27 protein-coding genes are annotated in these 25,154 nt (G+C 52.4%); 15 read left to right on the top strand and 12 right to left on the bottom strand.

What is annotated here, in order from left to right; translation table 11 throughout:
- The first annotated feature begins 30 nt into the window (after positions 1-30).
- Genes ACRQU7_RS15480 through ACRQU7_RS15460 form a run of 5 tightly spaced genes read left to right on the top strand, consistent with a single transcriptional unit; the run spans position 31 to position 5,540 of the window.
- Positions 31-345 carry a hypothetical protein gene (locus tag ACRQU7_RS15480; RefSeq protein ID WP_444641661.1) on the top strand — a complete coding sequence of 105 codons (315 nt, stop codon included), beginning with the start codon at positions 31-33 and terminating at the stop codon, positions 343-345.
- Positions 338-673, top strand: coding sequence for a hypothetical protein (locus ACRQU7_RS15475; protein WP_444641660.1), 336 nt, complete (start codon positions 338-340; stop codon positions 671-673). The genes ACRQU7_RS15480 and ACRQU7_RS15475 overlap by 8 nt, the downstream gene beginning before the upstream one ends.
- Positions 651-2,603 carry a motility associated factor glycosyltransferase family protein gene (locus ACRQU7_RS15470; RefSeq protein WP_444641659.1) on the top strand — a complete coding sequence of 651 codons (1,953 nt, stop codon included), beginning with the start codon at positions 651-653 and terminating at the stop codon, positions 2,601-2,603. Before ACRQU7_RS15475 ends, ACRQU7_RS15470 begins: the two co-directional genes overlap by 23 nt.
- Positions 2,587-2,958: a tetratricopeptide repeat protein gene (locus tag ACRQU7_RS15465; RefSeq protein ID WP_444641658.1), complete on the top strand. Its 372-nt coding sequence runs from the start codon at positions 2,587-2,589 to the stop codon at positions 2,956-2,958. The genes ACRQU7_RS15470 and ACRQU7_RS15465 overlap by 17 nt, the downstream gene beginning before the upstream one ends.
- A 2-nt stretch (positions 2,959-2,960) precedes the next feature.
- Positions 2,961-5,540, top strand: a complete 2,580-nt coding sequence (locus tag ACRQU7_RS15460; protein WP_444641657.1) for a glycosyltransferase — start codon at positions 2,961-2,963, stop codon at positions 5,538-5,540.
- 74 nt (positions 5,541-5,614) lie between these two features.
- Here ACRQU7_RS15460 and ACRQU7_RS15455 read toward each other — a convergent pair whose 3' ends face one another.
- Positions 5,615-5,986, bottom strand: a complete 372-nt coding sequence (locus ACRQU7_RS15455; protein ID WP_141826128.1) for a DUF4183 domain-containing protein — start codon at positions 5,984-5,986, stop codon at positions 5,615-5,617.
- 233 nt (positions 5,987-6,219) lie between these two features.
- On the opposite strand from ACRQU7_RS15455, the gene ACRQU7_RS15450 reads away from it, so the two are divergent.
- Positions 6,220-6,888 (top strand): class I SAM-dependent methyltransferase, encoded by a 669-nt coding sequence (locus ACRQU7_RS15450; protein WP_444641656.1) that lies wholly within the window; start codon positions 6,220-6,222, stop codon positions 6,886-6,888.
- Positions 6,889-7,012: 124 nt separating this feature from the next.
- On the opposite strand, the gene ACRQU7_RS15445 is transcribed toward ACRQU7_RS15450, so the two are convergent.
- The 8 genes from ACRQU7_RS15445 to ACRQU7_RS15410 form a co-directional block, all read right to left on the bottom strand.
- A complete protein-coding gene (locus ACRQU7_RS15445; RefSeq protein ID WP_444641655.1) occupies positions 7,013-7,477 on the bottom strand; it encodes a hypothetical protein in 465 nt (154 codons plus the stop codon).
- 76 nt (positions 7,478-7,553) lie between these two features.
- The gene (locus tag ACRQU7_RS15440; RefSeq protein WP_444641654.1) at positions 7,554-8,279 is read right to left on the bottom strand and encodes a FadR/GntR family transcriptional regulator; all 726 of its coding nucleotides are present in this window, start codon (positions 8,277-8,279) and stop codon (positions 7,554-7,556) included.
- Between the two features lie 13 nt (positions 8,280-8,292).
- The gene (locus ACRQU7_RS15435) at positions 8,293-9,078 is read right to left on the bottom strand and encodes a fumarylacetoacetate hydrolase family protein (RefSeq protein ID WP_444641653.1); all 786 of its coding nucleotides are present in this window, start codon (positions 9,076-9,078) and stop codon (positions 8,293-8,295) included.
- Positions 9,079-9,095: 17 nt separating this feature from the next.
- Positions 9,096-9,806 carry an ABC transporter ATP-binding protein gene (locus tag ACRQU7_RS15430; protein ID WP_038325614.1) on the bottom strand — a complete coding sequence of 237 codons (711 nt, stop codon included), beginning with the start codon at positions 9,804-9,806 and terminating at the stop codon, positions 9,096-9,098.
- Positions 9,807-9,822: 16 nt separating this feature from the next.
- Complete coding sequence (locus ACRQU7_RS15425; RefSeq protein ID WP_038325612.1) at positions 9,823-10,602, bottom strand: ABC transporter ATP-binding protein; 780 nt, start codon at positions 10,600-10,602, stop codon at positions 9,823-9,825.
- Positions 10,599-11,597, bottom strand: a complete 999-nt coding sequence (locus tag ACRQU7_RS15420) for a branched-chain amino acid ABC transporter permease (protein WP_444641652.1) — start codon at positions 11,595-11,597, stop codon at positions 10,599-10,601. The genes ACRQU7_RS15425 and ACRQU7_RS15420 overlap by 4 nt, the downstream gene beginning before the upstream one ends.
- Before the next feature lie 17 nt (positions 11,598-11,614).
- Positions 11,615-12,523, bottom strand: a complete 909-nt coding sequence (locus ACRQU7_RS15415; RefSeq protein WP_243122504.1) for a branched-chain amino acid ABC transporter permease — start codon at positions 12,521-12,523, stop codon at positions 11,615-11,617.
- 54 nt (positions 12,524-12,577) lie between these two features.
- The gene (locus tag ACRQU7_RS15410; RefSeq protein ID WP_444641651.1) at positions 12,578-13,828 is read right to left on the bottom strand and encodes an ABC transporter substrate-binding protein; all 1,251 of its coding nucleotides are present in this window, start codon (positions 13,826-13,828) and stop codon (positions 12,578-12,580) included.
- 337 nt (positions 13,829-14,165) lie between these two features.
- Between ACRQU7_RS15410 and ACRQU7_RS15405 the strand changes: the two genes are divergently transcribed.
- A complete protein-coding gene (locus tag ACRQU7_RS15405) occupies positions 14,166-14,900 on the top strand; it encodes a FadR/GntR family transcriptional regulator (protein ID WP_052010720.1) in 735 nt (244 codons plus the stop codon).
- Positions 14,901-15,041: 141 nt separating this feature from the next.
- Positions 15,042-16,124: an iron-containing alcohol dehydrogenase gene (locus ACRQU7_RS15400; RefSeq protein ID WP_444641650.1), complete on the top strand. Its 1,083-nt coding sequence runs from the start codon at positions 15,042-15,044 to the stop codon at positions 16,122-16,124.
- 283 nt (positions 16,125-16,407) lie between these two features.
- On the opposite strand, the gene ACRQU7_RS15395 is transcribed toward ACRQU7_RS15400, so the two are convergent.
- Together ACRQU7_RS15395 and ACRQU7_RS15390 are read right to left on the bottom strand one after the other, a co-directional pair.
- Positions 16,408-17,295 (bottom strand): dihydrodipicolinate synthase family protein, encoded by an 888-nt coding sequence (locus ACRQU7_RS15395; protein ID WP_444641649.1) that lies wholly within the window; start codon positions 17,293-17,295, stop codon positions 16,408-16,410.
- A gap of 201 nt (positions 17,296-17,496) precedes the next feature.
- Complete coding sequence (locus tag ACRQU7_RS15390; RefSeq protein WP_185741150.1) at positions 17,497-18,201, bottom strand: FadR/GntR family transcriptional regulator; 705 nt, start codon at positions 18,199-18,201, stop codon at positions 17,497-17,499.
- A 219-nt stretch (positions 18,202-18,420) separates the two neighbouring features.
- Here ACRQU7_RS15390 and dapA point away from each other — a divergent pair, with 219 nt between their 5' ends.
- The 7 genes from dapA (at position 18,421) to ACRQU7_RS15355 (ending at position 23,957) form a co-directional block, all read left to right on the top strand.
- Positions 18,421-19,356 carry a 4-hydroxy-tetrahydrodipicolinate synthase gene (gene dapA / locus ACRQU7_RS15385; RefSeq protein WP_444641648.1) on the top strand — a complete coding sequence of 312 codons (936 nt, stop codon included), beginning with the start codon at positions 18,421-18,423 and terminating at the stop codon, positions 19,354-19,356.
- A gap of 49 nt (positions 19,357-19,405) precedes the next feature.
- A complete protein-coding gene (locus ACRQU7_RS15380) occupies positions 19,406-20,407 on the top strand; it encodes a ribokinase (RefSeq protein WP_444641647.1) in 1,002 nt (333 codons plus the stop codon).
- 21 nt (positions 20,408-20,428) lie between these two features.
- Complete coding sequence (locus tag ACRQU7_RS15375) at positions 20,429-21,043, top strand: KpsF/GutQ family sugar-phosphate isomerase (protein ID WP_444641646.1); 615 nt, start codon at positions 20,429-20,431, stop codon at positions 21,041-21,043.
- Positions 21,044-21,055: 12 nt separating this feature from the next.
- Positions 21,056-21,460, top strand: a complete 405-nt coding sequence (locus ACRQU7_RS15370) for an RbsD/FucU domain-containing protein (protein ID WP_444641645.1) — start codon at positions 21,056-21,058, stop codon at positions 21,458-21,460.
- 176 nt (positions 21,461-21,636) lie between these two features.
- Entirely contained in the window at positions 21,637-22,347 is a 711-nt protein-coding gene (locus ACRQU7_RS15365) for a sigma factor (protein WP_444641644.1), read from the top strand.
- Positions 22,344-23,507 (top strand): anti-sigma factor domain-containing protein, encoded by a 1,164-nt coding sequence (locus ACRQU7_RS15360; RefSeq protein ID WP_444641643.1) that lies wholly within the window; start codon positions 22,344-22,346, stop codon positions 23,505-23,507. The genes ACRQU7_RS15365 and ACRQU7_RS15360 overlap by 4 nt, the downstream gene beginning before the upstream one ends.
- A gap of 114 nt (positions 23,508-23,621) precedes the next feature.
- Positions 23,622-23,957 (top strand): hypothetical protein, encoded by a 336-nt coding sequence (locus tag ACRQU7_RS15355; RefSeq protein ID WP_141826115.1) that lies wholly within the window; start codon positions 23,622-23,624, stop codon positions 23,955-23,957.
- Between the two features lie 244 nt (positions 23,958-24,201).
- Here the strand turns inward: ACRQU7_RS15355 and ACRQU7_RS15350 are convergent, their stop codons facing one another.
- Complete coding sequence (locus ACRQU7_RS15350; RefSeq protein WP_444641642.1) at positions 24,202-24,843, bottom strand: hypothetical protein; 642 nt, start codon at positions 24,841-24,843, stop codon at positions 24,202-24,204.
- Positions 24,844-25,154 lie beyond the last annotated feature (311 nt).

The raw sequence follows: 25,154 nt of genomic DNA, 5'->3' as shown, positions 1-25,154 counted from the left end.
CCGGTTACGGAAACAACGGGGAGGGAGCATATGAGAATCAGGGAAAATTTTCACGATGGCTGTGAGCTTTATACGGAGGAACTGCGCAAACGGGCTGCGGACATATTTCGGCAAGCGTTTCAGATTACGGAAATGAAGCGGCTGCTGGCTGAAATACGGAAGCAGTCCGTTTTGCTGCGGGAGGTCTTTCTGACAGAGGAGCAAATGGAGGAGGAACAGAAAACGGCGGATGATTTCGACGCCAAAATGCGGGGGACGGTCTCTTTTACCCTGAACAATCTGGAAACGTACCAGCAATCCGCATGGAAAGAATTGATTTACAAAGGAGATGCCGGCCATGAATGAATCGACCCGGCTCCGTGAGCGAAACGACCGCTTCCGGGAAGCCCTGCGTTCCTCCGTCGGGCATTTCAGAAGGGGAGAGGACCACTCCGGGCTTGACGAATTCCTGAACAGCCTGGATGACCTGGAGAGCATCCTCGATTATTTACAATGTGTGGAAGAACCCGAAATAGAACTTGAGGAAATGCTGGAGGCACTGAAAGAGCTGCCAGCGTATCTGCGCGGACAGGATGTGACCGCCCTGACCGACGCGCTGGAATTCGCGGTTTATCCGCTGGCTGAGAAATGGATTGGGGGTGTGACGGAAAATGACGATAGCCCCAAAGGATAAAACAAGGGAGACGTATGAGAAAAACCTGCGGCTCCTGGCTCCGTGGATACAGGACTCCCTGGAGAAAATAGAGGAAGAAGAGCTGTGGCGGAAAATAGAGGTTCGCTATAACGGGGAGGGACTCCCCGTCTGCCGGTATCATCAGGGGGAGAAAAGCTTCCGGATCACGGGCGCGCGGCCCGCTGAGGAAGCGCGGCAGTGGTACGCACCCATCCGGGAGCGCGAAACGGGATGCATTTTCCTTTACGGCAGCGGCTTCGGCTATCCGCTGTTTGAGGTGTTCGCGCAAAAAAAGCCCGATACGCTGGTGATCCTGTTCGAGGAAGACCTGTGCCTTTTTAAAGCGATGCTGTATTATTTTGACCTGACGCCGATCATCGAGACGCGCAAAATCATGATGTTCATCGGTGACAGCGGGCATTTCGCCAAGGCCTTCGACCAGCTGTTCCTCAGCATTGCTTTTTACAGCTGTACTTATCCCACCCTTGCCTTTACCCTTGCCGCAAGGCGGAATTTCAGGGAGCAGTATCTGAAAATCCACAGGTATGTCTATGCGAGGCTGTCCCTGTTTACGTTCTATACGGGAAACGACCATATGGACAATCTGATCGGGTTCTGCAATCTGCTGGGAAATGTTGGGGAAGTGCTGCGCAGCCCGTATTTAAGCTGTCTGAAGGATCGGTACAAAAATGTTCCCGCGTTCATTGTCGCAAACGGTCCGTCGCTGGATAAAAATATGAGGCAGCTGAAAAAGATTCAGGGGAAAGGGCTGGTCATCTCGGTGGAGTCCGCCATTGTTCCTCTGATCAAAAATCACATTGAACCGGATATCCTGACCATCATTGAGCGCACTCCGGAAACCTATACCTATCACTTTGAAAACAGGGATTACCCAAAGGACATGGCCCTGATCTGCCTCGCGCTGGTCGATCAAAGGGTTTTCCCCTCCTTCCCCGGCCCCCGGATTCCCGTGTTCCGTAAAAGAGAGGCTTTAAACGACTGGTTCAACCGGCACCTTGGGGACGAAAGCGGGCTGGAAGCGGGCGCCAATGTGTCTCACCTTGCTTTGGAGCTCGCCGCGTATCTGGGCGCGAACCCCATTGTGTTCGTGGGGCAGGATTTTGCCTACGGCCCCAGGGGCGCTACCCACAGCAAGGGTGCGGCCTACAATGAGGAGAAGGGGAAGAAAGCGAAGGAAATCTTACAGGCGCTGCCCGTCGTCTATGTGGAGGGAAACAACGGCAGGAAGCTTCCCTCCAACTGGCTGTGGTCGGATTTCAAACTGGGGCTGGAAATAAAAATCGCCGCCCATCCGGAAATCCGCTTTCTCAACGCCACGGAGGGCGGGGCCAAAATAGAGGGAACTACCTGCGAAAAGCTGAGCCAGGTGATTCAGGAATACTGCACGCAGCCCATTCCCTGCCGTGTGAATGAATTTATTTTGGAGAATAAGGAAAAACTGTCTCTCCCCGAAAGGCGGGAGCGTCTTGCGCAGTTTATCACGGCAGTGGAAACCTATGCGGGCCTGTACGGAAATCTGGTCCAAGAGGCGGTCGGGGCCCGGCTGGACTGCAAAAGGATGGTCCGGCTGAACGAAGGGGAGGACAGCGAAAAATACCGCGCGCTGCTTGACCGGACATACCGGAAAAATTGGGAGCGGTATCAGCTCTTTCTTTCGGACGCTATGTATCGCTGCTTCCTGCAGCAGGTTTTCTTTGTCTATTATTATCTGATGAACCGGCTGGGACCGCCGGATACGCCGGAGAAGATCACAGAGGTTTTCAAGCTGCAGTATAATTTTTTCAGCCATCTGCAGGTTGTCTGCCAGAGTATCTCGGTCCATCTGGAAAATGCTGTGGAGGAACTGAACAGGGTGCTGGATGAACTGGAAAACGAAACGGAGGGGGCGGAAAATGAACAGCCTGAATGACCTACGGCGGAAACTCGGCCTTTTCCTGAAGGACCCGGAAAATCCCCGGCTCCTCAACGGGATCGGGGTGCTGCTCTATCAGATGGAGGATTGGGAAAATGCCGGAAGGTATTTGAAAAAGGCATATGAGCTGGATCCGTCCGATCAGGATATCCTTTATAATTACGCAGCCCTGCTGGGTACCCGGTTCCGGTGGAAGGAAGCCGCCGCCGTTTATGGGGTGTATCTTGCGCTTTGCCCTCATGATGAAGAGGCGATCGAAAAGATGGGGGATTCCTTCTATCAGCTCGGCGAGTACGATTCGGCGGCCCGGACATATGAGCTGCTCCGGGAAGCGCAGAAAGGAGCGTCTTGATCATGGAGGAAGGAAAACGGCTGAGCCTGTGCATGGTTACAAAAGACGATGAGGAATTCCTTTCCGCGTGCTTTGGAGAGCTGCGGGGGATCGCCGACGAAACCATTGTCGTCGATCTCGGTTCCCGCGACGGGACGGCCGCGCTTGCCCAAAAGCTCGGCGCGAGGGTTTATCAGATGAAATGGGGGGACAGCTGCAGCGAAGCGAAAAATTTCTGCCTTGATCACGCAAACGGAAGATGGGTCCTGTTCCTGCAGCCGGGCGAAAAGATCCGAGAAGAGCATGTGGAAAGAATCCTTCCGCTTCTGGACAATCCGAACGTGGAAGGGTATCTGTTTCATGTAAACAATCCCTCGGAGGAGCATTCCGTTTCTTCCCCCGTACAGTCGCTCCGCTTGTTTCGGAACCGTGGGAAATACCGCTTCCGGTACCGGTCGTTCGAGCGCATTCCGGATGAGCTGCTCGGCGCGCTGGAACTGGCTCCCGTTACGGTTGTACACAGGGATGATTCCGTGCTTTCCCGGGAACTCGATATGCGGGTCCCTCTCCTTCCGAAGGATTTGGAGGAGCATCTGCAGGACGGCTATGTACAGTATCTGGTTGGCATCGAGCTTCTGAACCGCCGGCAGTACGGGGAAAGCCTCCCGTATTTACAGGCGGCGTACGCCGGTGCGAGCTTTGGGGAGCTCTTCGCCCCCCATTTGTTGAAATGCCTGGGCTGGGCTTATCTTTGCCTGCAGCGGTATGAGGAAGCACTGGAAATACTGAATGAGGGCGTTGAAAGCTTCCCCTTTTACTCGGATTTTTTGATCCTGCGCGCGGAACTGCACAAACAGCGGGAACGGTATGGGGAAGCGTTTCAGGATTTGAAAGACTGTATCAAAATCAGGGAGAAGCCCGATACCTGTGCGCCGGGGCCGGAGATCGGCAGCGCCGTTCTGTTTGAAACGCTGGGGGAGCTCCATGAGCAGCTGTGCAACGACCGTCGGGCGCTGCGCTGTTACTGCAGGGCCTGTGAGCAGGACGGTGCGGATGACAGCCTTCTGTATTCCATCGGGCGGCTGGCCCAAAAGACCGGCCTGCCGGAAATGATGGAAAACCTGTGGGCGCAGTCCGTACGGCAAAAAAATCCGCAGCGGCTGATGATACTGACGGATATCCTTTTCCAGCAGCGGGAGTATCCGAAGATTCTGGAAAATCTGGGATGCCTGGAATCGTTCCTGGGAAAAGGGGAGCAGACGGAAAGCATCCGCCTTTCCTGCAGCCTGATGCTGGGGGACGCTGTGGAGGATTTTTCGGCTATTGACCGGGGCAGCTCTTTTTACAGCCAGCTTTTGCTGCAGCGAATAGAAAACTGCTGGTTTCGCGACGATTGGCCGCAGGCACAGCAGCTGCTTCTGGAAATGGACGGCGTACAGGAGATCGACGCGCCGTTAAAGTCCCTGTTCCGGCTGATTCAGGACCTGTTTACCGGAAGGCAGACGGGGACCCAAGCGCTTGGGCAACCGGAGGCTGAAACGGCGGTCCAGCTTCACAACCATCTTCTCTGGCTGGGCCGGCAGGGAAAAGCGTCGGTCCTTCTGCCGCTTTTGCTTGCGTCGGCGGACGGGGAAGGCGCGGTGAGCCTTGCGCAGGAATGGGCGCGGCACGACCGGTTCCCAATGCTCCGGACGATTTTCGGGCATATTTCCGGTGAAGAACAGCAGGTCGCGTTCAAGCAGCGGATCATAGAGCAGCTGCTGTCCGACGGCCTTCTGGAAACGGCGAAAAGGGTAATGCAGCTGGGCGAACCGCAGTCCATAGGGGATTTGGAATATGTGCTGTGGGCCAGATTCTTTATGGAAAAGCTGGGGAAATGGATACGCAGCTTGCGGGGAGGGACGCAGGAGAATGAAAAGGAAGAAACTTTCCCCGCATCGGGCCGGCCGGACGATGCGCTGTTACGGCTTTATCACAGCCTGAATCCGGGGACGGAAGCGGGCGAAGACGCTGCCGGTGAGGATGATGCAAACCTTGCAAACGGGGAGATACAGAATTGTATCGGGGATTTTTATGAAAGGCAAAAGAAAAAGGAAATGGCCCTGTGCGCTTATCTGCGGGCGCTGCAATGGGATTTCCTGAACGAATACGCACAGAAAAAGGTGAAGGCGCTGTTTAAAGAAGCGCCGGATGGCTTCCGTGACTTTCTGGAACAGACGGAATGGGTGCCGGAAGGAGAATGGTTCTGCCACAGGGAGGAGTTTGTCTACTTCGTTTACGGGTTGATCCATTTCCAGAGCTGCCTGTTTGAGCAGTCCTATGCCTTCTTTTCCCAGACGGCTGTGGGGGAAAAGAGTTATCCCGCCGCGTTCGCCTATAGGGTCGGGATTCTGTGGCTGGAAGGAAAGGAAACGGAAGCCGCAGCCCTGCTGGATCAGCAGGGGAAAACGGCGGAGCTGATTCTGCTGCTCGACCGGATATGCAGAAGCTATGTTTTGTGCAGGCTGGAGGAAGGACGCCAGAAATACCCGTACAGCGAACGGATATCCAGAGAGAGAAAACAGATACGCAATGGAGCGGATAACGAAAAGGATGCGCGGTAAAGCGCATCCTCTTCATGCCTGCGAAAGCGGAACAAGGGGGGCGGCTGTTCGGTGGGGAAAGCCGTGCACTCCGTTTATCCGGTGATGGAAGTGACCGGTGCGAAGTTGGTTACACCCAAAGTAATGGGGGAACTGGCCAGAATAGTGACCGGTGCGGTGAGCGCGGCGTTGCCGATGGTAATGCCTGCCGCAGAATCGACGGTGTACATACCGGACTGAGTCAGTGTGCCGTTGATGAACAACATATAGAAACCGTTGTTATCGGTTGCGGTCGTTATCTCGGCTACCGTGGCGCCGTCGTCATCTACCAGACTGTCAGGCGCTATGGTGTAGGAAACAGTGGAGGTAATGGTGATATCCGCGGAGGTTGTTCCAAAATACCTTGACTGTGTCGGCACCGTTTCGGTTGCACCGGCCATAACCAGCTTGAATAACTGTAATGCCATTGATATCCTTCTTTCTTTTTTCAGTGTCAATTTCCCATTTTCGGGCAGTATCCCGTGTCAACGACTGCGGGACAGGGCGGGGGCTTGGGCTTTCCATGCGGTTGGGCAGAAAATATCCCGCTTAATTCCTGCCGCCCGTGTTTCAGGGTACATGACACTAAGCTAATAGTATAGTATGCGGCGGGCTTTTTGTAGGGAACCGCAAGATGATTTCGACGATAGGGGGAACGAAAATGGACAGCTTTGACCCGGCATGGGAAGAGATTTTTCAAAATCAGGAATGGGGCAGGTACCCCGGCGAAGAAGTCATCCGCTTTGTCGCGAGGAATTTTTACAAAGGCGACCGGGCTCGGATAAAACTGCTGGATGTTGGCTGCGGAACGGGGGCCGTCACCTGGTACATGGCCAGAGAGGGCTTTGACGTTTACGCTTTTGACGGTTCGGAAACGGCTGTCCGCAAAGCCAGGGAAAGAATGCGGGAGGAGGGACTGCGCGCCCGTATCTGCGTCAGCGATGCCGCCGGTATGCCCTATTCCGATCATTTTTTCGACGGTTTGGTGGACTCGGCAATGATCAACGGCAATACGGTCCAAAACATAAAAACCATTTTACAGGAATGCTTCCGTGTGCTGAAGCCGGGCGGCAAATTCTTCTCCACCGGACTGTTCAAGGCGGGAATGACCGGCTACGGTACGGGGGAGAGACTGGAAGAAAATACTTACCGCGAAATTACCGTGGGGAATCTGGCCCACAGGGGCACGGTCCATTTTTTCGGGGAGCAGGAGATTCAGGCTCTCTGGTCGGAAGCCGGATTCCGGAACATTGTCATTGATTCCATCGAAAGAACCGAGCAGGGCGGGCAAAACAGGATATCGTATTATCTGGCGGAGGCTGAAAAATAACCGCTCCGGCGGCAAAGAAATGACCCCCTCTGCGGACAGTGGCTGTCTGTCCGCTTTGGGGGTCATTCCTTATTTGCCTGGAAGAGTTTATGACTTCAATTTATGTCATGAATGATTGGAGCTTTCAGATTTCGAGAATCCCCTCCAGCGGCTCCGCGGGGCTGAGGCGGGGGGCGTCCATTGCGGGGCTGGCCACAATGATCGTAACCGGCGTGTCGTCCTGCGCCACGGCGACAAAATGGGCCTTGCCGGGATGGATGACGATTTGCGTGCCGGCGGGGACTCTGACGAGCTGGACGCTGTCCATATCGATCTTTCCGTCCTTTATGTCCGCAAACGGCATAATGGCGGTCCCCTGCACAAAATAGAACATTTCGCAGTCCTCATGGTACTCCAGCTCTGCAAAAACCGGCGTATGCTTCCAGATGTTCAGCACGCCGCCCGCCAGTGTGCTCTGCTTCATGCCGGCGCGCAGGGTCGTTGCTCTCCACTCAAACCAGTTTTCCCTGTAAACCTGTGCGGCCCCGGGCATCTGGACATCTACGCCCCCGATCAGGCCGGGGGCAATATCCTGTATTTCCTTTTTCATTGCGAAACTCTCCTTTTTATTTCATCCGGCCTTCTGCCGAAAGCCGGATGAGTTCAATCTGTATAAGGCTTTTCTGTCACAGCGTTTTTTTCATACTTTCGGGCTGCAGATTCTTCAGCATTTTCAGATAATTGATGCGTGAATTGGCAACGTGGACTCTCATCTCTTCCACAGCGGCTTCCACCTGCTTGGTTACCATTGCGTCGTACATTTTGCGGTGTCCTTCCTGCGCGTTCAGGCCTTCCCTGTGGCTTTTGAAGGACTCGCAGCGCAGCTCCCGCTGCAGCCAGTTGATATTGTCCATGATGTTCAGGATAAACTGGTTCCGGCTCGTCTCCAAAATTGCCTTGTGAAATTCATAATCGGTTGTTTCCATGACGCTTGGGTCGCCCGATTCCACCGCCTGCTCAAACGCCAGCAGCTTCTCGTGTATCTTCTCCATGTCCGCGGGAGTCGCCCGTTCCATCGCCAGCTTGATCGCCAGCGGCTCCATTGCGCCTCTCACGTTGACAAAGTCGGTGATTCTCGTTTTATTCTGCTCATACCAATCCTCGGCGTTCTGCTTTTCATTGCCGACGGGATTGATGATGAACACGCCTTTGCCGCACAGTACCTCTACGACCCCTTCCGCTTCCAGCACGCGGATCGCTTCCCGGACCGCAGAGCGGCCGATGTTCAGAATCAGGCCGATTTCAGCCTGTGTCGGCAGCCGGTCGCCGATCTGATAGCCTTCGGTCTGGATCAGCTCTTTCAGCTTTTCTACTGTCTGGTCAGTTACAGACACCTTATGAATTGGTTTCATATCCTCACTCCCTTTACTGCAAAGCTTCCCTCGATCGTATTTGGGCGGCTCTCACTGTGTTGGTCAGCCGTCCGATCTGTTCGATTTCCACATCCACCGCGTCGCCGGGATGAATGGGCCCTACGCCGGAAGGGGTTCCGGTCAGAATGACGTCCCCCGGCTCCAGAGTCATGACCTGCGAAAGGTAGCTGACGAGCTCGTAAGGCTGAAACAGCAGCTGGGACGTGTTGGAGTGCTGGACCAGCCGGCCGTTCAGATAGGTTCGTATTTCCAGATTTGCGGGGTCGGCCTGCGTCTGAATGCAGGGGCCCAGCGGCAGAAAGGTGTCAAACCCTTTTGCGATGGTCCACTGCCCGTCCGTCGGCTGATAGTCGCGCGCGCTGACGTCGTTTGCGCAGGTGTATCCCAATACGTATTCCGCCGCGTTTTCCCTTTCGACCTGTTTGGCCCTTTTCCCGATCACGATCGCCAGCTCGCCTTCGTAATCCACGTGGGAGGAAATGGCGGGATACTCAATTTCCTGCTGCGGAGCGATCACCGCTGTGCTCGGTTTCAGGAATACGACCGGCGATTCCGGCGTTTTTGCCCCGGATTCCGCAATGTGGTCCTTGTAGTTCAGCCCGATGCAGACCGCCTTTCCGGGCATGACCGGGCTTAAAAGCCGGACCCGGCGAAGCGGAACCGTTTCCCCGGTTTCGGAAAAGCCGCTCCCGATATCGCCCTTCAGGCGGCGGACGGTCTGTTCTTCCAGACTTCCGAATTCCATTTTTTCTTCAAACTGGTAACGGATCAGTTTCATAATGCACCATCTTTCCTTTATCCGCCAAGATACGCTTTTTTGATTGTCGGGCTGTTCAGCAGTTCCTGGCTGTTTCCGCACTGCACCATGTGGCCCACTTCCATGACATAGGTCCTGTCGGAAATGGACATGGCCATAAATGCGTTCTGTTCTACGATGATGACGGGGATTTTGCGAACCTCGTGGATTTTTACGATCGCGTCGAACATTTCGCTGACGGTAACCGGGGCAAGACCCAGAGAAGGCTCGTCAAACATAATGAGCTTCGGGTCGGACATCATTCCTCTGCAAATGGCAAGCATCTGCTGTTCGCCGCCGCTGAGGGTGCCCGCCAGCTGCTTGGAGCGTTCCTTCAGGCGGGGGAAGAGGGCGTAGGATTCCTCGATGTTTTTGTTCAGCTCCGCTTTGGAGAACTTCCTGTTAAATGCACCCATTTCCAGATTTTCAAGCACGGACATTTCGGGAAATACCTCGCGGCCTTCCGGCACATAAACGATTCCCCTGTGAACGATCTTGTGTGCGCGGACATTGCCGATCTCTTCGCCCATGAATTCGATGGTGCCGCTGCTTGCTTTGTTCAGCCCGGCAATCGCTTTCATCAGCGTGGACTTTCCCGCGCCGTTGGCGCCGATAATGGACACGATCTCTTTGTCGTTGATCTCCATGGAAACGTCGAAGAGGGCTTGCACTTTTCCGTAGAATACGTCAATCTTATTAATCTTTAGCACGGTTCAACCTCCTCCTTTAGGCTTTCTCGGCCTGGTATCTGTTGCCCAGATATGCCTTGATGACTTCCTCGTTGTTCTTAATTTCATCCGGCGTACCCTCTGCGATTTTTGCACCGAAGTTCAGAACGGTGATCCGGCTGCAAATGTTCATGACGACGTCCATGTTGTGTTCAATCAGGAACAGGTCGATTCCAAGGTCAAAGGTCTTCAGCATGATATTGACGAACTCCACACGCTCGGAAGGGTTCAGTCCGGCCGCGGGCTCGTCAAGGAAAAGCAGCTTGGGGTCCATCATCAGCGCGCGGCCCAGCTCGGTCATTTTCTGGCGTCCGTACGGCAGCGACGAGACTTTTTCGTCCTTCAGGTCGTACATGCCGATAAAATCCAGAACCTGCTTTGCCTTTTCCTCCACCTGCTTTTCTTCCTGTCTGCTTTTGGCGGGGTCCACCAGAAAGCGGAAAATGCCGGCGGGCATCATCTGGTGGCCGCCTACCATCAGGTTTTCCATCACCGTCATGGAATGGAACAGCTTCAGGTTCTGGAACGTCCTTCCGATCCCCAGCCGGGCGATCTGATAAGTGGGCATTCCGCTGATTTCGGTATCCCCGTAGAAAATCCGGCCGCTCGTTACCGGAAAAGCGCCGGTAATCATGTTGATGGTCGTGGTTTTCCCGGACCCGTTCGGCCCGATCAGCGCGTGGATGTTCCGTTCAGCCATTTCGAAGGACAAATCGCGTACCGCGACCAGCCCGGAAAAGTTTTTTACAACATTTTCAGTTCTTAATATTGTCTTCATTTGGCGATCCTTCCTCCCCATATTTCCCGGGCTTTCTTAATGGAATGGAATATATCGAAATGCCTTTCCTGCCTTTCCGATTTCTTGAAAAGGGACACAATGCCGTACGGCAGGAACACTGCGAAAATCAGCGTGATAATACTGAAAATCAGCCAGTAGTAATTCTGCATAAAGCGCAGGATTTCCGGTAAAAGGGTTACCATGACGGCGCCCAGTACGTTTCCCGCTACGGAGCCGATACCGCCGATCATCATCATAACAAGGTAGTTTACCGACAGGTCCTGATTGAACGCCGTCGGGTTGATGTAGCCCATCATGTGGGTATACAGGAAACCGCCGATGCAGCCGTAAACGGCCGCCATAGTAAAGGCCAGGATTTTCAGGTTCGCGACGTCGATTCCGCACGCCTCCACCGCGTCGCTGTTGTCGCGGATGGCTTTGAAGACCCTTCCCCATTTGGAGGAGACGATTCTCGCCGCCGCAATGGCCATAATGATTGTGAGCGCGAAATAGAGATAGTAGATTTTAAACGGTGTGTTGAATTCAAACCCGAACAGATTCAGGAAAGGGATGTTCTGGACGCCCTGGGAACCTCCCGTGAAATCGATGGCGTTGGTGAGAATCAGCCTGACGACCTCGCTGAAGCCGATCGTGGTCAGCGACAGATAGACGCCCTTCACACGCAGGCTGGGGTAGCCGAGCCCTCTTCCGATCAGGAAGCCGATCACAATGGCAATCGGGAAGCCGAGCCAGACCGGGGTGCCCAGCTTGGTGCACGTCAGCGCGGAGCCGTAGGCGCCCAGCGCGAAAATACCCGCCGTGCCCAGATTCATCTGGCCGGTCAGGCCGGTTATAAAGTTCAGGCCCATGACCACAATGATATTGACAAATACCTGATTCATCAGCTGCTGGTGATAAAGATTGCTGTCAAACAGAGGGAACGCGACCAGCAAAACGAGAACCAGAGCCATCAGTGCAATTTTAACTTTTTTCATATCCGGCATTCTCCTTTCTAACGCAGGTTTTTCCGGTGTCCCAAGATGCCGGACGGACGGACCAGCAGGAAGATGATCATGAGCACGAATCCGACACAGTCCTTATAAACGGCAGGAAGCACAAGGGTGCTGAAATTTTCCAGCACGCCGAGGAAAACGCCGCCCGCGATGACGCCGGGCAGGTAGCCGAAGCCGCCGATGACGCCGGAGGAAAAGCCCTTGAGCCCAATCATATTTGCCATGGCGGTATCCACTGTGAACAGCGGGATGACCAGCATGCCGATGACCGTACAAACCAGGGAACTGAGCACGATGGTGAACACGATGTTTCTGCTGACGTCAATTCCCATCAGCGTGGCGGCTTTTTTGTTCTGCTGTACGCACCGCATGGCTTTTCCCGTTTTGGTCGTCTTGAAAAAGATCTGCAATGCGGCGACCAGCAAAGAGGATATGACGATAATCCAGATATTGACGCGGCCGATCACTATATTTCCAACCTGATAGGTCCCCGTCAGATAATTCGGAAGGGTGAAGGGAATGGGCCCCCAGATCAGGCGCACCATTTCCGAGAGAATCCGTCCAAGCACCACGGTGCCCATAACGGCGAAAATAGGGGAGGCCATGCTGCGCAGGGGATTGAAGATCCCGACCGCCACCAGCACGCCGAAAAGAAACATCACCAGAAGGGATGCGATGACTCCGATCGCGGGGGGAAGGCCCATTCTGATTACGAAGGTACCCGCAAAGATATAGGCGCTCAGCATAATGAATTTGTCATGGCTGAAATTCAAAAGGCCAGTTGAATTCCACACCAGAGTGTATTCAATGCCGACCAGGGCATAGATAAAGCCCATGGCAATGCCGCTGACGATTAATTGCAAGACGCTTTCCAGCATTGTTTTTTCATCTTCTTTCCATATTGTCATAAAAAAGCCGCCTGTTGCTGCGGCGCAAGATGCAACAACAGGCGGGAAGTGCACTTACTTTACGTCAACAGAAATCGTCTTGATAACCTGAGGAACCTTGCTCTTGATCTGAACCAGCTTGCACTCGTGGATCAGTTCGTTGTTGCTGTCGTTTGTATATGTACCGGATAATCCCGAAACGCCTTTGGTGCTGGCCAGAGCTTCGCGGATGGCTTCCCTGTCGGCTTTTCCGGCGCGGGTGATCGCGTCCGCAATCAGGTAAGTGACGCTGTAGTTATTGCCCGCGTACTGATCCGGGGCAATCCCGTATTTCTCTTTAAAGCGTTTTGCAAAGTCCTGCACTTCTGCGGACGGGTCGGTAATTACGAAATCGCATACGCTGTAGAAACCTTCGACGGCCTTTTCATCGATCAGGTCAAGCACCTGCTGTGTGGAGGTGGCGGTGGAGGTGATGACAGGCTTGTTCAGGTTAAGCTCATAGAACTGACGCGCTGTCAGTGCGGATTCCGCGTCGTCCGTCCAGGAAATCACGGCGTCGACATTTTCGTTTTTCAGCTTCATGATCTGACCGGTCAGGTCCTTGTCGCCGGAGTTGTGTCCTTCGGAAACAAAGGGGACGCCGACCTTGGTAAGGTATTCTTCGATAACGCCCTTGCCGCCAACGCCGAAGTCGTTATTGTTGTAGGAGATGCCGACCTTCTTGGCGCCCAGATCCTCCACCGCGTATTTGGCGGCGACTTCCGCGGAAATCGCGTCGCAGGGTCTGATTTTAAACAGATACTCGTTGCCGATCTTCCTCAGTTTCGGGCTGGTTCCCTGTGACAGGAACGGAACCTTCGCTTTTTTCAAAGTGTCGCTGGCCGCCATGACGCTGCCGCTCAGGTGGGGCCCGATAATGGCGACTACGTCGGGGTTGCTGGCCAATTTGTTGACTGCGTTGATAACGACGCTCTGATTGGACTGGTCGTCCGCGACTTCAATCACCAGTTCCTTGCCCAGCACGCCGCCCTTGGCGTTGATTTCCTCAACCGCCATTTTTACACCCTGCAGCGTTCTTTCGCCGGCCATCGGGATGCTTCCGGTAATACCTGCGGAAACGCCGATGGTGATTTTACCGTCAAACTTCTGCTCTGCAGCGGAATTTGCCGCGCTCGGACTGCCGGAAGCGTCCGACGACTGTGAATTGCCCGCGCACCCATAGGAAAATGTCAAACATAATGCCATTACCAAAGCCGTGATCTTCCTGAACCAACTTTTGCTGATAGTGGTTGCGCCGTGTGCACTCATAGTTTCGACCTTTTTCATTGTTTTTTTCTCCTCCTAAAATAATACTGAATGGGATACGCGAAGACCTTCACGCCGATTTGTAAGATCATAAAATCATATGATTGTCTGATAACATACGTAAATTATACGAGAGTAAATTCCATCTGTCAATAGTGTTTTTAAGTTAATTATATATTTATTTTTAATCTTTTAATTTTTTTATGTGCAATATTTAAAAATGATCTGTAAGGAGATCTGACAAAAACTGCGGATTTGGGCTTAAATTATGAAGTTCTTAGTTGCTTTTTTCTTTCAAACATTTTATAATTATTTTTAACGATACGTTTCCTGTATATTGAGAGGGGTGTTCTGCTGTATGCAGCCAATCACAAAGGTTTCCATCACGGACAAAGTGGTCGAGGCCATTAAAGAATATATTATTACCGGGAACTATTCTTCCGGGGATAAGCTTCCTTCCGAAAACGGACTGAGCCAGCAGCTTCAGGTGGGCCGTTCCACCATTCGCGAAGCCCTTCGCATTTTGCAGGCGATGGGGTATGTGGATATTCAGCACGGAAGAGGTGCGTTTGTCGCCCAGCCGCGCGACATTACGGCCAGCATTGCGAAGAACTGGTTTTCCGTGAACAATTATAAAATTGCGGACATCATGGAAGTACGCCTCGCGGTGGAGCAGATGATGGCGAAGCTCTGCGCCACAAACATGACGGACAACGAGCTGGCCAGCCTGATGGAAATCCACGAGAATTTTGTGCAGGCCATTCATACCGGACAGATCAACCAGATCATTATGTACGACGAATATTTTCACGCCGGTATCGCGAAGGGGTCGCATAATCCGCTGTTTATGACCATCAACGCGCAGATTTCCGATGCGCTCAGGTCCTATCGCGCCCACTCGTACTCCATTCCGGAAAACCGCACGCATGCCGTGAAGCCTCACCAGGATATCATCCAGGCGCTGGTCAGGCACGATCCCGCCGAAGCCTCCGAAGCAATGGAAGCGCACATCCTGATCGCGCTGGAAGACATGTCTCTGCTGGTGCAGGGGCAGGACGATACACAGACCGCGCCCGAGGCTTTCAACAAATAAATCCGAATTTTATCCATCCTGTTTTCACAAAAGGGTTGTAATTTCCCGATATTGATGGTATTATTTTTACAATCATAGATTGTCTGATATCAGTCAGTATGCTCAACGAACAATGTTACAATACAGAAGGAGTACGGATTTATGAATAATCGGGAAGCGATCCAACTTGGTGCGGGGCGGTACATACAGTATTACGGCGCTTTGGACGAAATCGGCGCCGAAGCTTCGTCCATCGGTCGGAAAGCCTACATTTTAGGCGATGAAACCACACTGGCCAAAGTAATGAAGAAAATGGGAATAAAGCTGCAGCAGGCCGGGGTGGACTATGCAGTAAGGGCATTTGACGAGCCGGCAGTGGATGCAAGCTTTGAACAGATCGCTCAGGAGGTCCGCGAGAGCGGCGCTGACGTGATCATCGGTGTGGGCGGCGGCAAAACCATAGACATTGCAAAAGCCGCCAGCGACCTGACGGACGTGAAGATCATTACGGTCCCCACTTCCTCCGCCACCTGTGCCTCCTACGCCGTCCTTTATGTCGCTTACAATGAAAACGGGTCGGTTAACGGAAGCCGGTTTATGCACCACGAGGTCAGTGCGGTCATTGTCGATCTGGAGATCGTCCAGGACGACTGCCCGCCGCGCTACTTTGCCTCCGGCATTGCGGACGCGATGGCAAAGAACCCGGAGATCATGTTTACCATGATCCGGCTGGGAACCGCCAACAACCGCGCCAATACCGACGCCGCGACGGTCGTTGCGAAATACACCTACGACAACTATCTGGAAAAGGCGCAGAAGGCCTATGAAGCCTTTGTAAACGGGGAACACTGCGATCTGGTGGAGGATATCATTTGCTGCAACATCATGCTTACCGGCCTGGTTTCCAACCTTTCCACCGGCGGCAAGCAGCTGGCCCTTGCCCATAACTTTTACGACGCGGTCTGCTGTATGTACAAGGAGGTCCGCCGTCAGTATCTGCACGGAGAGCTGGTCGGCCTGGGAATCCCCCTTCAGCTGGGAGTCAACGGGGTTCCGCAGGAAGAGATCGAAGCAATCAAAAAATTCCTGGCAAGTATCCATGTTCCGGTCACTTTGGAAGAAATCGGAATTTCCACGGACGACGCGACTTTGGAAAAGCTGACGGACTATATCCTGAACGCTACCGACAAAGACGATCTGAAGCTCCGCAAGGCGATCCGCGCCAACCTGAAATATATGCTGTGACCCGGTTCCCTTTATGAGGGGAAAAGTTTTTCAAAGTTTTCAGCATCCCTTCCGTTTCGGAAGGGATGCTTTGCTTTTGGCATGGGAAGAGCAGGGGGCCGATGGATACTGCCTGCTGCACGGCGGGAAAAATAAAAAAGCTCACCTCCCGCATAGAATGACGGGTGGCTGAAGCGGTCGTCACAGTATGCGAAAGGTGAGTTTTATGAATAAAATCAGGAACATATCGGTTCGGGGATAAAAATAGAAAGGGGAATTATGTAAGGATTGTGCTGAAGAAGAATTATTGAATGAAACCGGCGTCTCTGAGAGCGGTTTCAATTCTTTTCTGATCCTGCTCCGCAATATGGGTGATCGGGGAACGGGGATAGCCGGGGTTCCTGCCCAGCAGATGGAGGGCGTGTTTAATCCGGATGGGGAACTGGTTTCCGGCGATTGCCTGCCAGGTGGCGTACATCCTGTTCTGCAGCTCCAGAGCATGGGCGCTGTTTTTATTCTGCACGTCGTTCCACATTTCTACACAGATCTCGGGGAATACGGTCAAAATAGCGGAAATAGCCCCGTCCGCGCCGAGTTCATAGGTGGAATACAGCATGTCGTCCGTCGCGCTGAATATTTTGCCGCGGCTGCCGTTTACCATCTTCATTTCGTAAAACGCCATAATGCCGCCGCAGCTCTGCTTAATGCCGATCACATTCTCAATATTGAGCAGACGGCTGAACAGAGGGGCGGAAATGGTATTCTGGGGAACAACGTTGTAAATGACGATCGGTAAATCCGTCGCCTTGGAAATAGCCTCGTAAAAGCTGTAGTTGCCTTCGTCGTCCGGGACAAGAACGTTATAGGAAACCGGAGTAACCATCAGCGCGTCCGCGCCCGCAGCCTTTGCGGCCAGCGCGCCTGCAACGGCCGCCCTGGTGCTGTTGCGGATAATTCCGGCTACAATCGGAATGTCCCTGTCGATCGAGCGGATCAGTTTGATCATGCGGACCAGTTCCTCGTCGGTCACAGCGGCTCCTTCGCCGGTGCTGCCGCCGGGGCTGATTCCGTGAACGCCCGATTTCAGTAAATATTTGATTTCCTTTTCAACAAGTGCCTCATCCAGATCCCCGTCTTTTGTAAAGGGAGTGATGAGAGGAGCGATAATGCCATAGAGCTTCTTCTCTGCCACTGGAACTTCCTCCTAATATCATAATCACATGACATCGGACGAATCTGGCCCGCTTTATGCCGAAAGCGGCGGCCAACAAGCATAACAATATGATTGTAATATTGTCTGACAATTAATCTTGTGGTTATTATACTTTACTCTGCGGAATCTGTCAATAGAGAAAATCGCGCGGCGTAAAAATAATTTCCAGCGGGCCGTAACCTATTCCGACATCATCGTTCCCAAAAGCGAGTGCATGTCCGACTCGATCGTCTGCAGATGCCTGATCAGGGTATTGACGCTTCCCTCGACATTCCTTTCCTTCATCTGCCTGAGGATTTCGGTGTGGTAGGGAAGGGCGTTGCTGTAGACTCCGCTGTCGGAGAAGGTGTAAGCGCGGAACTGGCGAAACAGGTTGACCAGGCCTTTGCTGATATTGATGAGCAGTTTATTGCCCGACAGCTTCATGATCTCTTCGTGAAAAGCCTCGTCCAGCAGCAATAGCTGAGCCGCGTCCTTTTTGGTGACAGCCTTGACGAACGCGGAGTGAATCGCTTCCAATTCCGCGTATTTCTCATCCGTCAGCTTTTCCACCGCAAGGCGCATGGCAATGGGCTCAATGCCCTGACGGACCTGGATATATTCCTGAAAGGTGGCGCGGTTGGCGACAAACAGCGGCTTGCTGTTTTCGATCTTCTTTTTCCAGTCGGCGACAAAGGAACCCTTGCCGGATTTCAACTCCACGTAGCCCATGGCTTCCAGCACTTTAAACGCTTCGCGCAGGGTCGGGCGGCTGACGTCCAGTTCCTTGCACAGCACTGCTTCGGGCGCAAATTTTTCTCCCGCTTTGAAAGTTCCCATGATAATCTGTTCTTTGATGGTGTCCACAACGGTGTCCGTCAGTGAAATTCTTTTGATTTGTTCCATTTGCTGCATCTCCGTATAATTAGCTTCGAATATGCAACAAGTATACAAATTGCTCAAAAATCTGTCAAGCTAATTATTTTTTTGAAATAATGATTGACATTTTTATTTTCTTGTATATACTGAAATTATGACGTCAGACAATCTTACAAGCTGATGATTTATCGAAACGGTCTCCATGCCGGAAGACTGTTCAATAAAACAAAAAAGGAGTTATTCAAAATGACAAGAAAAGAGTTTACAGCGAAATATGGCCAGATTCTTCTTCCCCTGGTAACCCCTTATGATGAGAACGAAGAAATCAACTATGGCAGATATGCCGAGCTGATTGAATACCTTATCGCCAACGACCTCTGCGATTCCTTTATCGTAACCGGCACTACCGGAGAAGCTTCCCTTCTGACCTTTGACGAGCGCGTCAAGCTGATGGAGACGGCGGTGAAGACCGTCGCCGGCAGAAAGCCCGTCATCGCCGGTACCGGCTGCGCTTCCACCAAGGAAACGATTGCTCTGACAAAGAAAGCGGTTGAATGCGGCATCGACCTGTGTATGGTAGTCGCTCCTTTCTACAATAAGCCCACACAGGAAGGCATCTACAACCATTACAAAGCGGTTGCGGAAAGCACAACGGCGAATATCCTGCTCTACAATATCCCGATTTTCGTAGGAGTCAACATTGAAGCGGAAACCGTCTCAAGACTGGCGAATTTCGATAACATCATCGGCATCAAGGACGAGGCCGGCATCAATCCCACCCAGATCACGGACTACTTTATCGCTACCGAGAAGATCGATCCCAATTTCGTTATCTTCAATGGCGACGACATCATGCTGCTCCCCACCATCGTACAGGGCGCAATGGGCGTTGTCAGCGGCGGCGCGCATATTTTCGGCCACGAAATCAGAACCATTATCAAAGCGTTTGAAGCGGGCGATCATGAAAAGGCCAAAGACCTGTTCGTGCCCCTTTATAAATTCTGCAAATCCTGCGGCCAGAACGGAAGAATCCTCCCCAACTCCATTATGCGTCCCGCCATTGAGCTGGTTACCGGCATCAAGGTCGGCCCGGCCAGAAAACCCCTCGCTCCCATCACGGAAGAGGAGAAGAAGGTTCTCATCGACACCCTCACTTCCATCGGTGTAAAAGTGAAAGCGTAATGTTTTACAGCCGGTTCGCGATGACCGTTCAGCTGTAGGGAGGAGAAATATGAAAAGGAAACCCAAAATTTTGGTGGTTGGCAGTTTCGTCATGGACCTGATTGTCAGCACGGAAAAATTCCCGAATTCCGGAGAGACGGTTCTGGGAAAAAGCTTTCGCACCGCTCCCGGCGGAAAGGGCGCGAACCAGGCGGTGCAGGCGGCCCGGCTGGGCGCCGAGGTCACTATGGTGGGCAAGGTGGGGAACGACGATTTCGGGAAACGGCTGATCGGCTCCTGCAAGGAGTCCGGCATCCATACCGGATTTGTGGCGACCAACCCGGAAGTATCCTCCGCGGTTGGAAATGTACTGCTGGAAGTCGGTGACGGCCGGGCGGCAAAAAACAGGATTATCGTCGTTCCGGGCGCCAATATGACCATTGCTCCTGAGGAAATCGACTTTCTCAGGGAAGCCGTCGGCCAGTACGACATGGTTGTCCTGCAGCTGGAAATTCCGATGAGCATCAATGAGATGGTGGCGAAATATGCCTTTGAAAAGGGCGTGCCCGTGATGCTGAATTCGGCTCCGTCTGCTCCGCTGTCTGAAAAACTGCTTTCCCATCTGGCGTATATCTCTCCGAATGAACACGAGGCGGCCGACCTTACGGGCATTCAGATCCGCAGGGAAGGCTGCCGGGTGAATCAGGACGACCTGAAAGCGGCGGTTGGTTCCCTGCTTTCCAGGGGCGTGAAAAATGTGGTGATCACGCTCGGCAGTGCGGGTGCCGTGGTTGCCAATCAGAACGAATTTATCTATGAACCGTGTGCCGACGTGGTGGAAGTAAAGGATCCGACCGCCGCGGGGGACTCCTTTGTAAGTGCCTTTATCACCGGCGTCTGCGCGGGATTGAAGCATTGGCAGGCGCTTCATTTCGCGAACTATACTGCGGCGCTGACCGTTTCCAGAATGGGTGCTCAGCCTTCCCTGCCGCACCTTTCGGAGGTTGTTGAACTGATGAAGCGGGAAGATCGGACGGATTTTGATTTTTCCCTGCTGGAAGTCCTTAAATAAACCCAAAGGAGCGAGATACCTATGATTAAAAAAGAAAGCCGGGAGGCTTTGCAGGCTTTTGTCAGTGTGGCGAAAGAGGAATTTAACGGGTTTGCCGGGACGATTACAAGCGATGGATATGAAAAAGCGGTGGAATTGATTCTGGATGCGGAAAAGAGCGGGAACCGCGTACATATCACGGGAATCGGCAAGCCGTCCCATGTCGCGGCATATATGGCTTCCCTGCTGTCGTCCACCGGTACGCCCACCTATTTCCTGCACGGCACCGAAGCCGTGCACGGCTCCTGCGGCCAGCTGATTGCCGGGGATGTGGTAATCTGCATTTCCAACAGCGGCGAAACCGGGGAACTGAAATCCACGGTCACAGCCATCAAAAATAACGGCTGCAAGGTGATTTCCGTAACGGGGAATCCGGAATCCTGGCTCGCTAAAATGGGCGACGCCTGCCTGTTTGCCGGAATAGGCCAGGAGGGCGGGCCGCTGAACCGCGCGCCTCGCCTTTCGATCCTTGCGGAAATGGTAACCCTTCAGGGCCTGAGCGTGGTGCTCCAGGTCAACCGCGGAATCACGCCCAAGGATTATGTGAAGTGGCACCCGGGCGGAACTCTGGGCAGCCTGAGAGAAAACGAGAAGTAGGAGGGGACAGCTATGTTAAAAACAGCCTGTATTCATCCGGAAATTATGCGCCTTCTTTCTCTGTGCGGCCACGGCGACAAGATTTTGATTGCCGACGGCAACTATCCGCTCGATTCGAAAAGCGGAAGTGCGGCCAAGGTTTATCTGGGTCTTACCAGCGGGATGCCGGAGGTAACTCAGGTGCTGAAGGTGCTGGGGGAAGTCGTCAATTTTGAAGAAGCGGAAGTCATGACCCCCGAGGGGGAACAGCCGCCGATTTTCGGGGAATTCAAAGAGCTTCTCGGCGGAATGGAACTAAGCGGCCTGGAGCGGCACGCGTTTTATAGCGCCTGCTGCCAGCCCGATGTCCGCCTTGCCATATTCACGGGAGAAAAAAGGACGTTTGCCAATATTCTTCTTACAATCAATGTTGCTTAAATCCCATAAAAAGAAGATGCCTGTCGCGGGTTGTTCCCCGCGGCGGGCATTTTGCTTTATATTCCTGAACTGCGTTGCAATCCAAAAGTTCATGCGGTAGAATATACAAATACCTTTTGGTACGACAAAATTATCCATTTTAAATGATAAGAATGGAGGGGACATCCTTGCAAGAGATGGACAGAAAAGCAGTGCAGGCGGCCAATGATGAATGCCTGATGGATGATTTTGTCCGGCAGAACGAATCGTTTATCCTGAGATGTGCCTCCTTTACCGTTCACCGCTATGTTTCCAAGAGTGATGATGAATGGTCCGTCGCTCTTTTGGCTTTTTCCCAGGCGGTTCAGGATTATTCGCTGGATAAAGGCGGCTTTGTCGGGTTTGCAAGGATGGTGATCCGCCGAAGGCTGATCGACTACCTGCGTACGCAGTCCAGACACAGCGCCGAAACCACAGTCAGCCTCTCTGTTCTCGATTCCGACCCGGATGATGAGAATGAGGAATCTGCGGTCGGGAAAGCTGTTTTACAGCGGGCCGGACAGCTGCCGGATGATTCTCTGAAACTGGAAATTGAAGCCGCCAATCAGGTCTTTTCTTCCTACGGCTTTTCCTTTTATGATTTGATTTCGTGTTCTCCCAAGGCGGAGAAGACAAAAAAATCCTGCGCGAAAGCGATCGCGTATCTGATACGCAGCCCCCTGCTGACGAACGATCTGAGAAATTCAAAATACCTGCCTTTGAAATCAATTGAAAAGGATACAAAGGTGCCCCGAAAAATATTGGAACGCCACCGAAAGTATATAATAGCGGCGGTAGAGATCATGACCGGTGATTATCCCTTCCTCGCAGAATATATGCGGTTCGTTCGAGAGGAGCTGGACAGATGAAAGCGGTTGTTGTGGAAATCAGGGAACCTTATGCCGCTGCTCTGACGGACGACGGCAGTATCATCAAAGTGAAAAATCGTGAATACGCGATTGGGCAAGAGATCGAGATGAAAAGGCGGGGATTGAGGAAACCGGGAAAAATCGCCGCGCTGGCATCGGCGGCAGCGGCTGTTGTCATTGTGTCCGGAGCGGGCGCATGGGCTTATTGCACGCCGTATTCCTATGTCAGTCTGGATGTAAATCCGTCCATAGAATATTCTGTCAACAGGTTTAACAGGGTGCTGAGCGTAGGGGCGGTCAACGGCGACGGCGAGGAGATTATTAAGAAACTGGATTTAAAGAATAAAACGATTGATGAAGCAATCCGGGATACGGTCGGGGAAATTGACAGGACCGGTTATTTCAGCGCCGAGGATCCGGATGAAATCCTGATTGCGGCCTCCTGCGAAAACGAACAGAATTCCAAAAAGCTGGCGGACGGCCTGCAGAGTTCTGCTAAACAGGCGGTAGAAAATACGAGCGCGCAGGTCGAGGTGGAAACCGTCAGCGTTGGGTATGGGCAGGTGCAGGAAGCCCGGTCCCTGGGGACAACTCCCGGAAAATTGAATTTGGTACAAAAGCTGCAGACAAGCGTGAACAGCCCCGAAAGCGTGGATATACAGGAATGGCTGAAAAAACCGGTAAAGGATATCAGAAAGGCGATCGAAACGGCGGAACAGGAATCCAAAACCGGGGACGGTCAGAACAAGGGCCCGACGGGCACTGCTTCCCGCCGCGGCGCCGGGACCTCTTCCTCACAGTCGAAGATCACCGCAGGGGAAACTTCTTCCCGGGCGGACGGCAGGTCCGGTGTCCATAAAGGCCGGTTCGGGACAACGAAGGATGCGCGGTTAAAATCCAATGGAAAGTCCTTCGCGGCGAAAAAAGGAAACAGCAGGGCGAAGGCAGAGACGGATGCCAACGTAAAAGCAGCGGAAAAGTTTGCCGCGGAGGGGAATAGAAGCGGCAGAGCGAAGACGGGCTCGGACGCCGAACCCAAGGGCAATGAGTGGTACGATTCGGCGGGCAGGGGAAACAGTGGACAAAAGAAAACCGAAAAATCCGGCAGTGCGTGGGACGGGCGCGAAAGCTTTGGCAAATCCGGCAAAAGCAGAAGATAAAGCCGGTCAGCCATTTGAAAAACAGTTTTTGGGTGTTCCGGTACAGACGACCCCAAAAAATTCTTGCTGCGGTCCGAATTACTATAATAGCGGGAAATTTATGGGGGAAATCTGATGAAATATCGTGTTTATTTATGTGTGAAAATGCAAAGCGATAAATGGGTCACCATAGGCGGAAATCACAGCATTTTATGGGACCTTCGCAGTCTGATTGAGGCTTCAAGCGGCTGGACGGTTCTGAATCAGGAAGACATAGGGCCTGCGGATTCCTTTATTCCGCGGCTGGAAAAGGGAATTCTGGAACTGACACAGCACACGGAGGCCTATCGCAATTATGAGGTTTTCTATGGAATTGGTACCATTGATAACGCAGTGGCTTTTTACACAGGTCTGTTAAAAGACTGCAAAACGCATCCGTTTACGGAGCTTTACGGCTGTATTGTCGCTTAATCCGTATGGGCCTTGGTTCCTATCGTTCTGCCTCTAAGGCCCTGTTTGATAAAACAGCCCTCCCGGCATTCTGACTGCCGGGAGGGCTGTTTCATGTTTGGGCGGGGGTTTCTCTTTCCCCTCGGGCCTCGGCTTTCAGATTGGCGAAGGCTTTACGTAAATACGCACAATTCGCCTGTCGATTTCTTCCAGATAGATTTATCCGCATACCGGAAAGGTGCAGGGAAGAAAAGAATTTATTTCTTTAATTTTTAAGGGCATCCGGATAAGTCACGCTTTCTATCACTTTACCGGTTTCATCCACAAAATCGACTTTAACCGTTGAATGATTTGCATCTTTTCCATCGAATATCTGATAGAACATGCCTTGCAAGCCGGCATTCAGGGAGGCAAATGAATCCAAACTGGACTCATATTTAGCTTTATTTACCACGATTGAAATTTGACTGAAATCGTCATTATACTTTACATCGGTGATAGATTCATAATCGCCGCTGGTTTTTAATTGACTCAGTGAATCCGATGTGCTTTTCTTCATCCCGTCCATCAGTTTCTTATGGGTCGCCTTGCTCATTTTATACGTCAGGGATCCATCGGAATTTTTAGTGACCTGGACTCCTTCAGATTCGGCATTTTCTATTGCCTGGCTTGTATCGGTACCTTCAAACATTGACGCGGGGAAGGTGATCGTTACGTCAAGAAGATTTTTATCAACTTCAAGCTTTTGGGCAGAGCTCGTGGGTTCGGATGCAGCGGAAACGGCAGAAGCAACTGAAGCAGCAGCCGAAGCACTATTGGAAGCGATAGAAGCGCTGTTGCCAGATGAACAGGCTGATACGGCAAAGGCAAATGCCAGGCCTAACAGCAAACTGATACCTTTCTTCATTTTTATCCTCTCCTTTTTCACTTTTGATACCATTTGGTAATGATTTATATGGTCTATTGAGAAGTACCCGGTTTTTATTCCTTAGCCCGTTTGCGTTTCGCAGAGGCGGCGCCTGGTTTTGATCAGTGTTCTTCTTTTGGGAAATATCCGTTGTTTTGTTCGTGCCTTGCTTACAATGATACCTTCTTTCATTCTATCAGTCAACAACCTTTTGTTCAACATTCCGTCTGCTTAGACAGACTTCCTCTCGATTTTTTATGTTATAATATGGTGTAATCTGAAACTGTTGTTGATGATAAAAAGTGAATAAG

The sequence above is a fragment of the Caproiciproducens puteiluti genome (genome assembly GCF_052442865.1).
GTDB lineage: Bacteria > Bacillota > Clostridia > Oscillospirales > Acutalibacteraceae > Caproiciproducens.
Note: the sequence above shows the minus strand (reverse complement) of the source record. Positions and strands in the feature narration are given on the sequence as shown.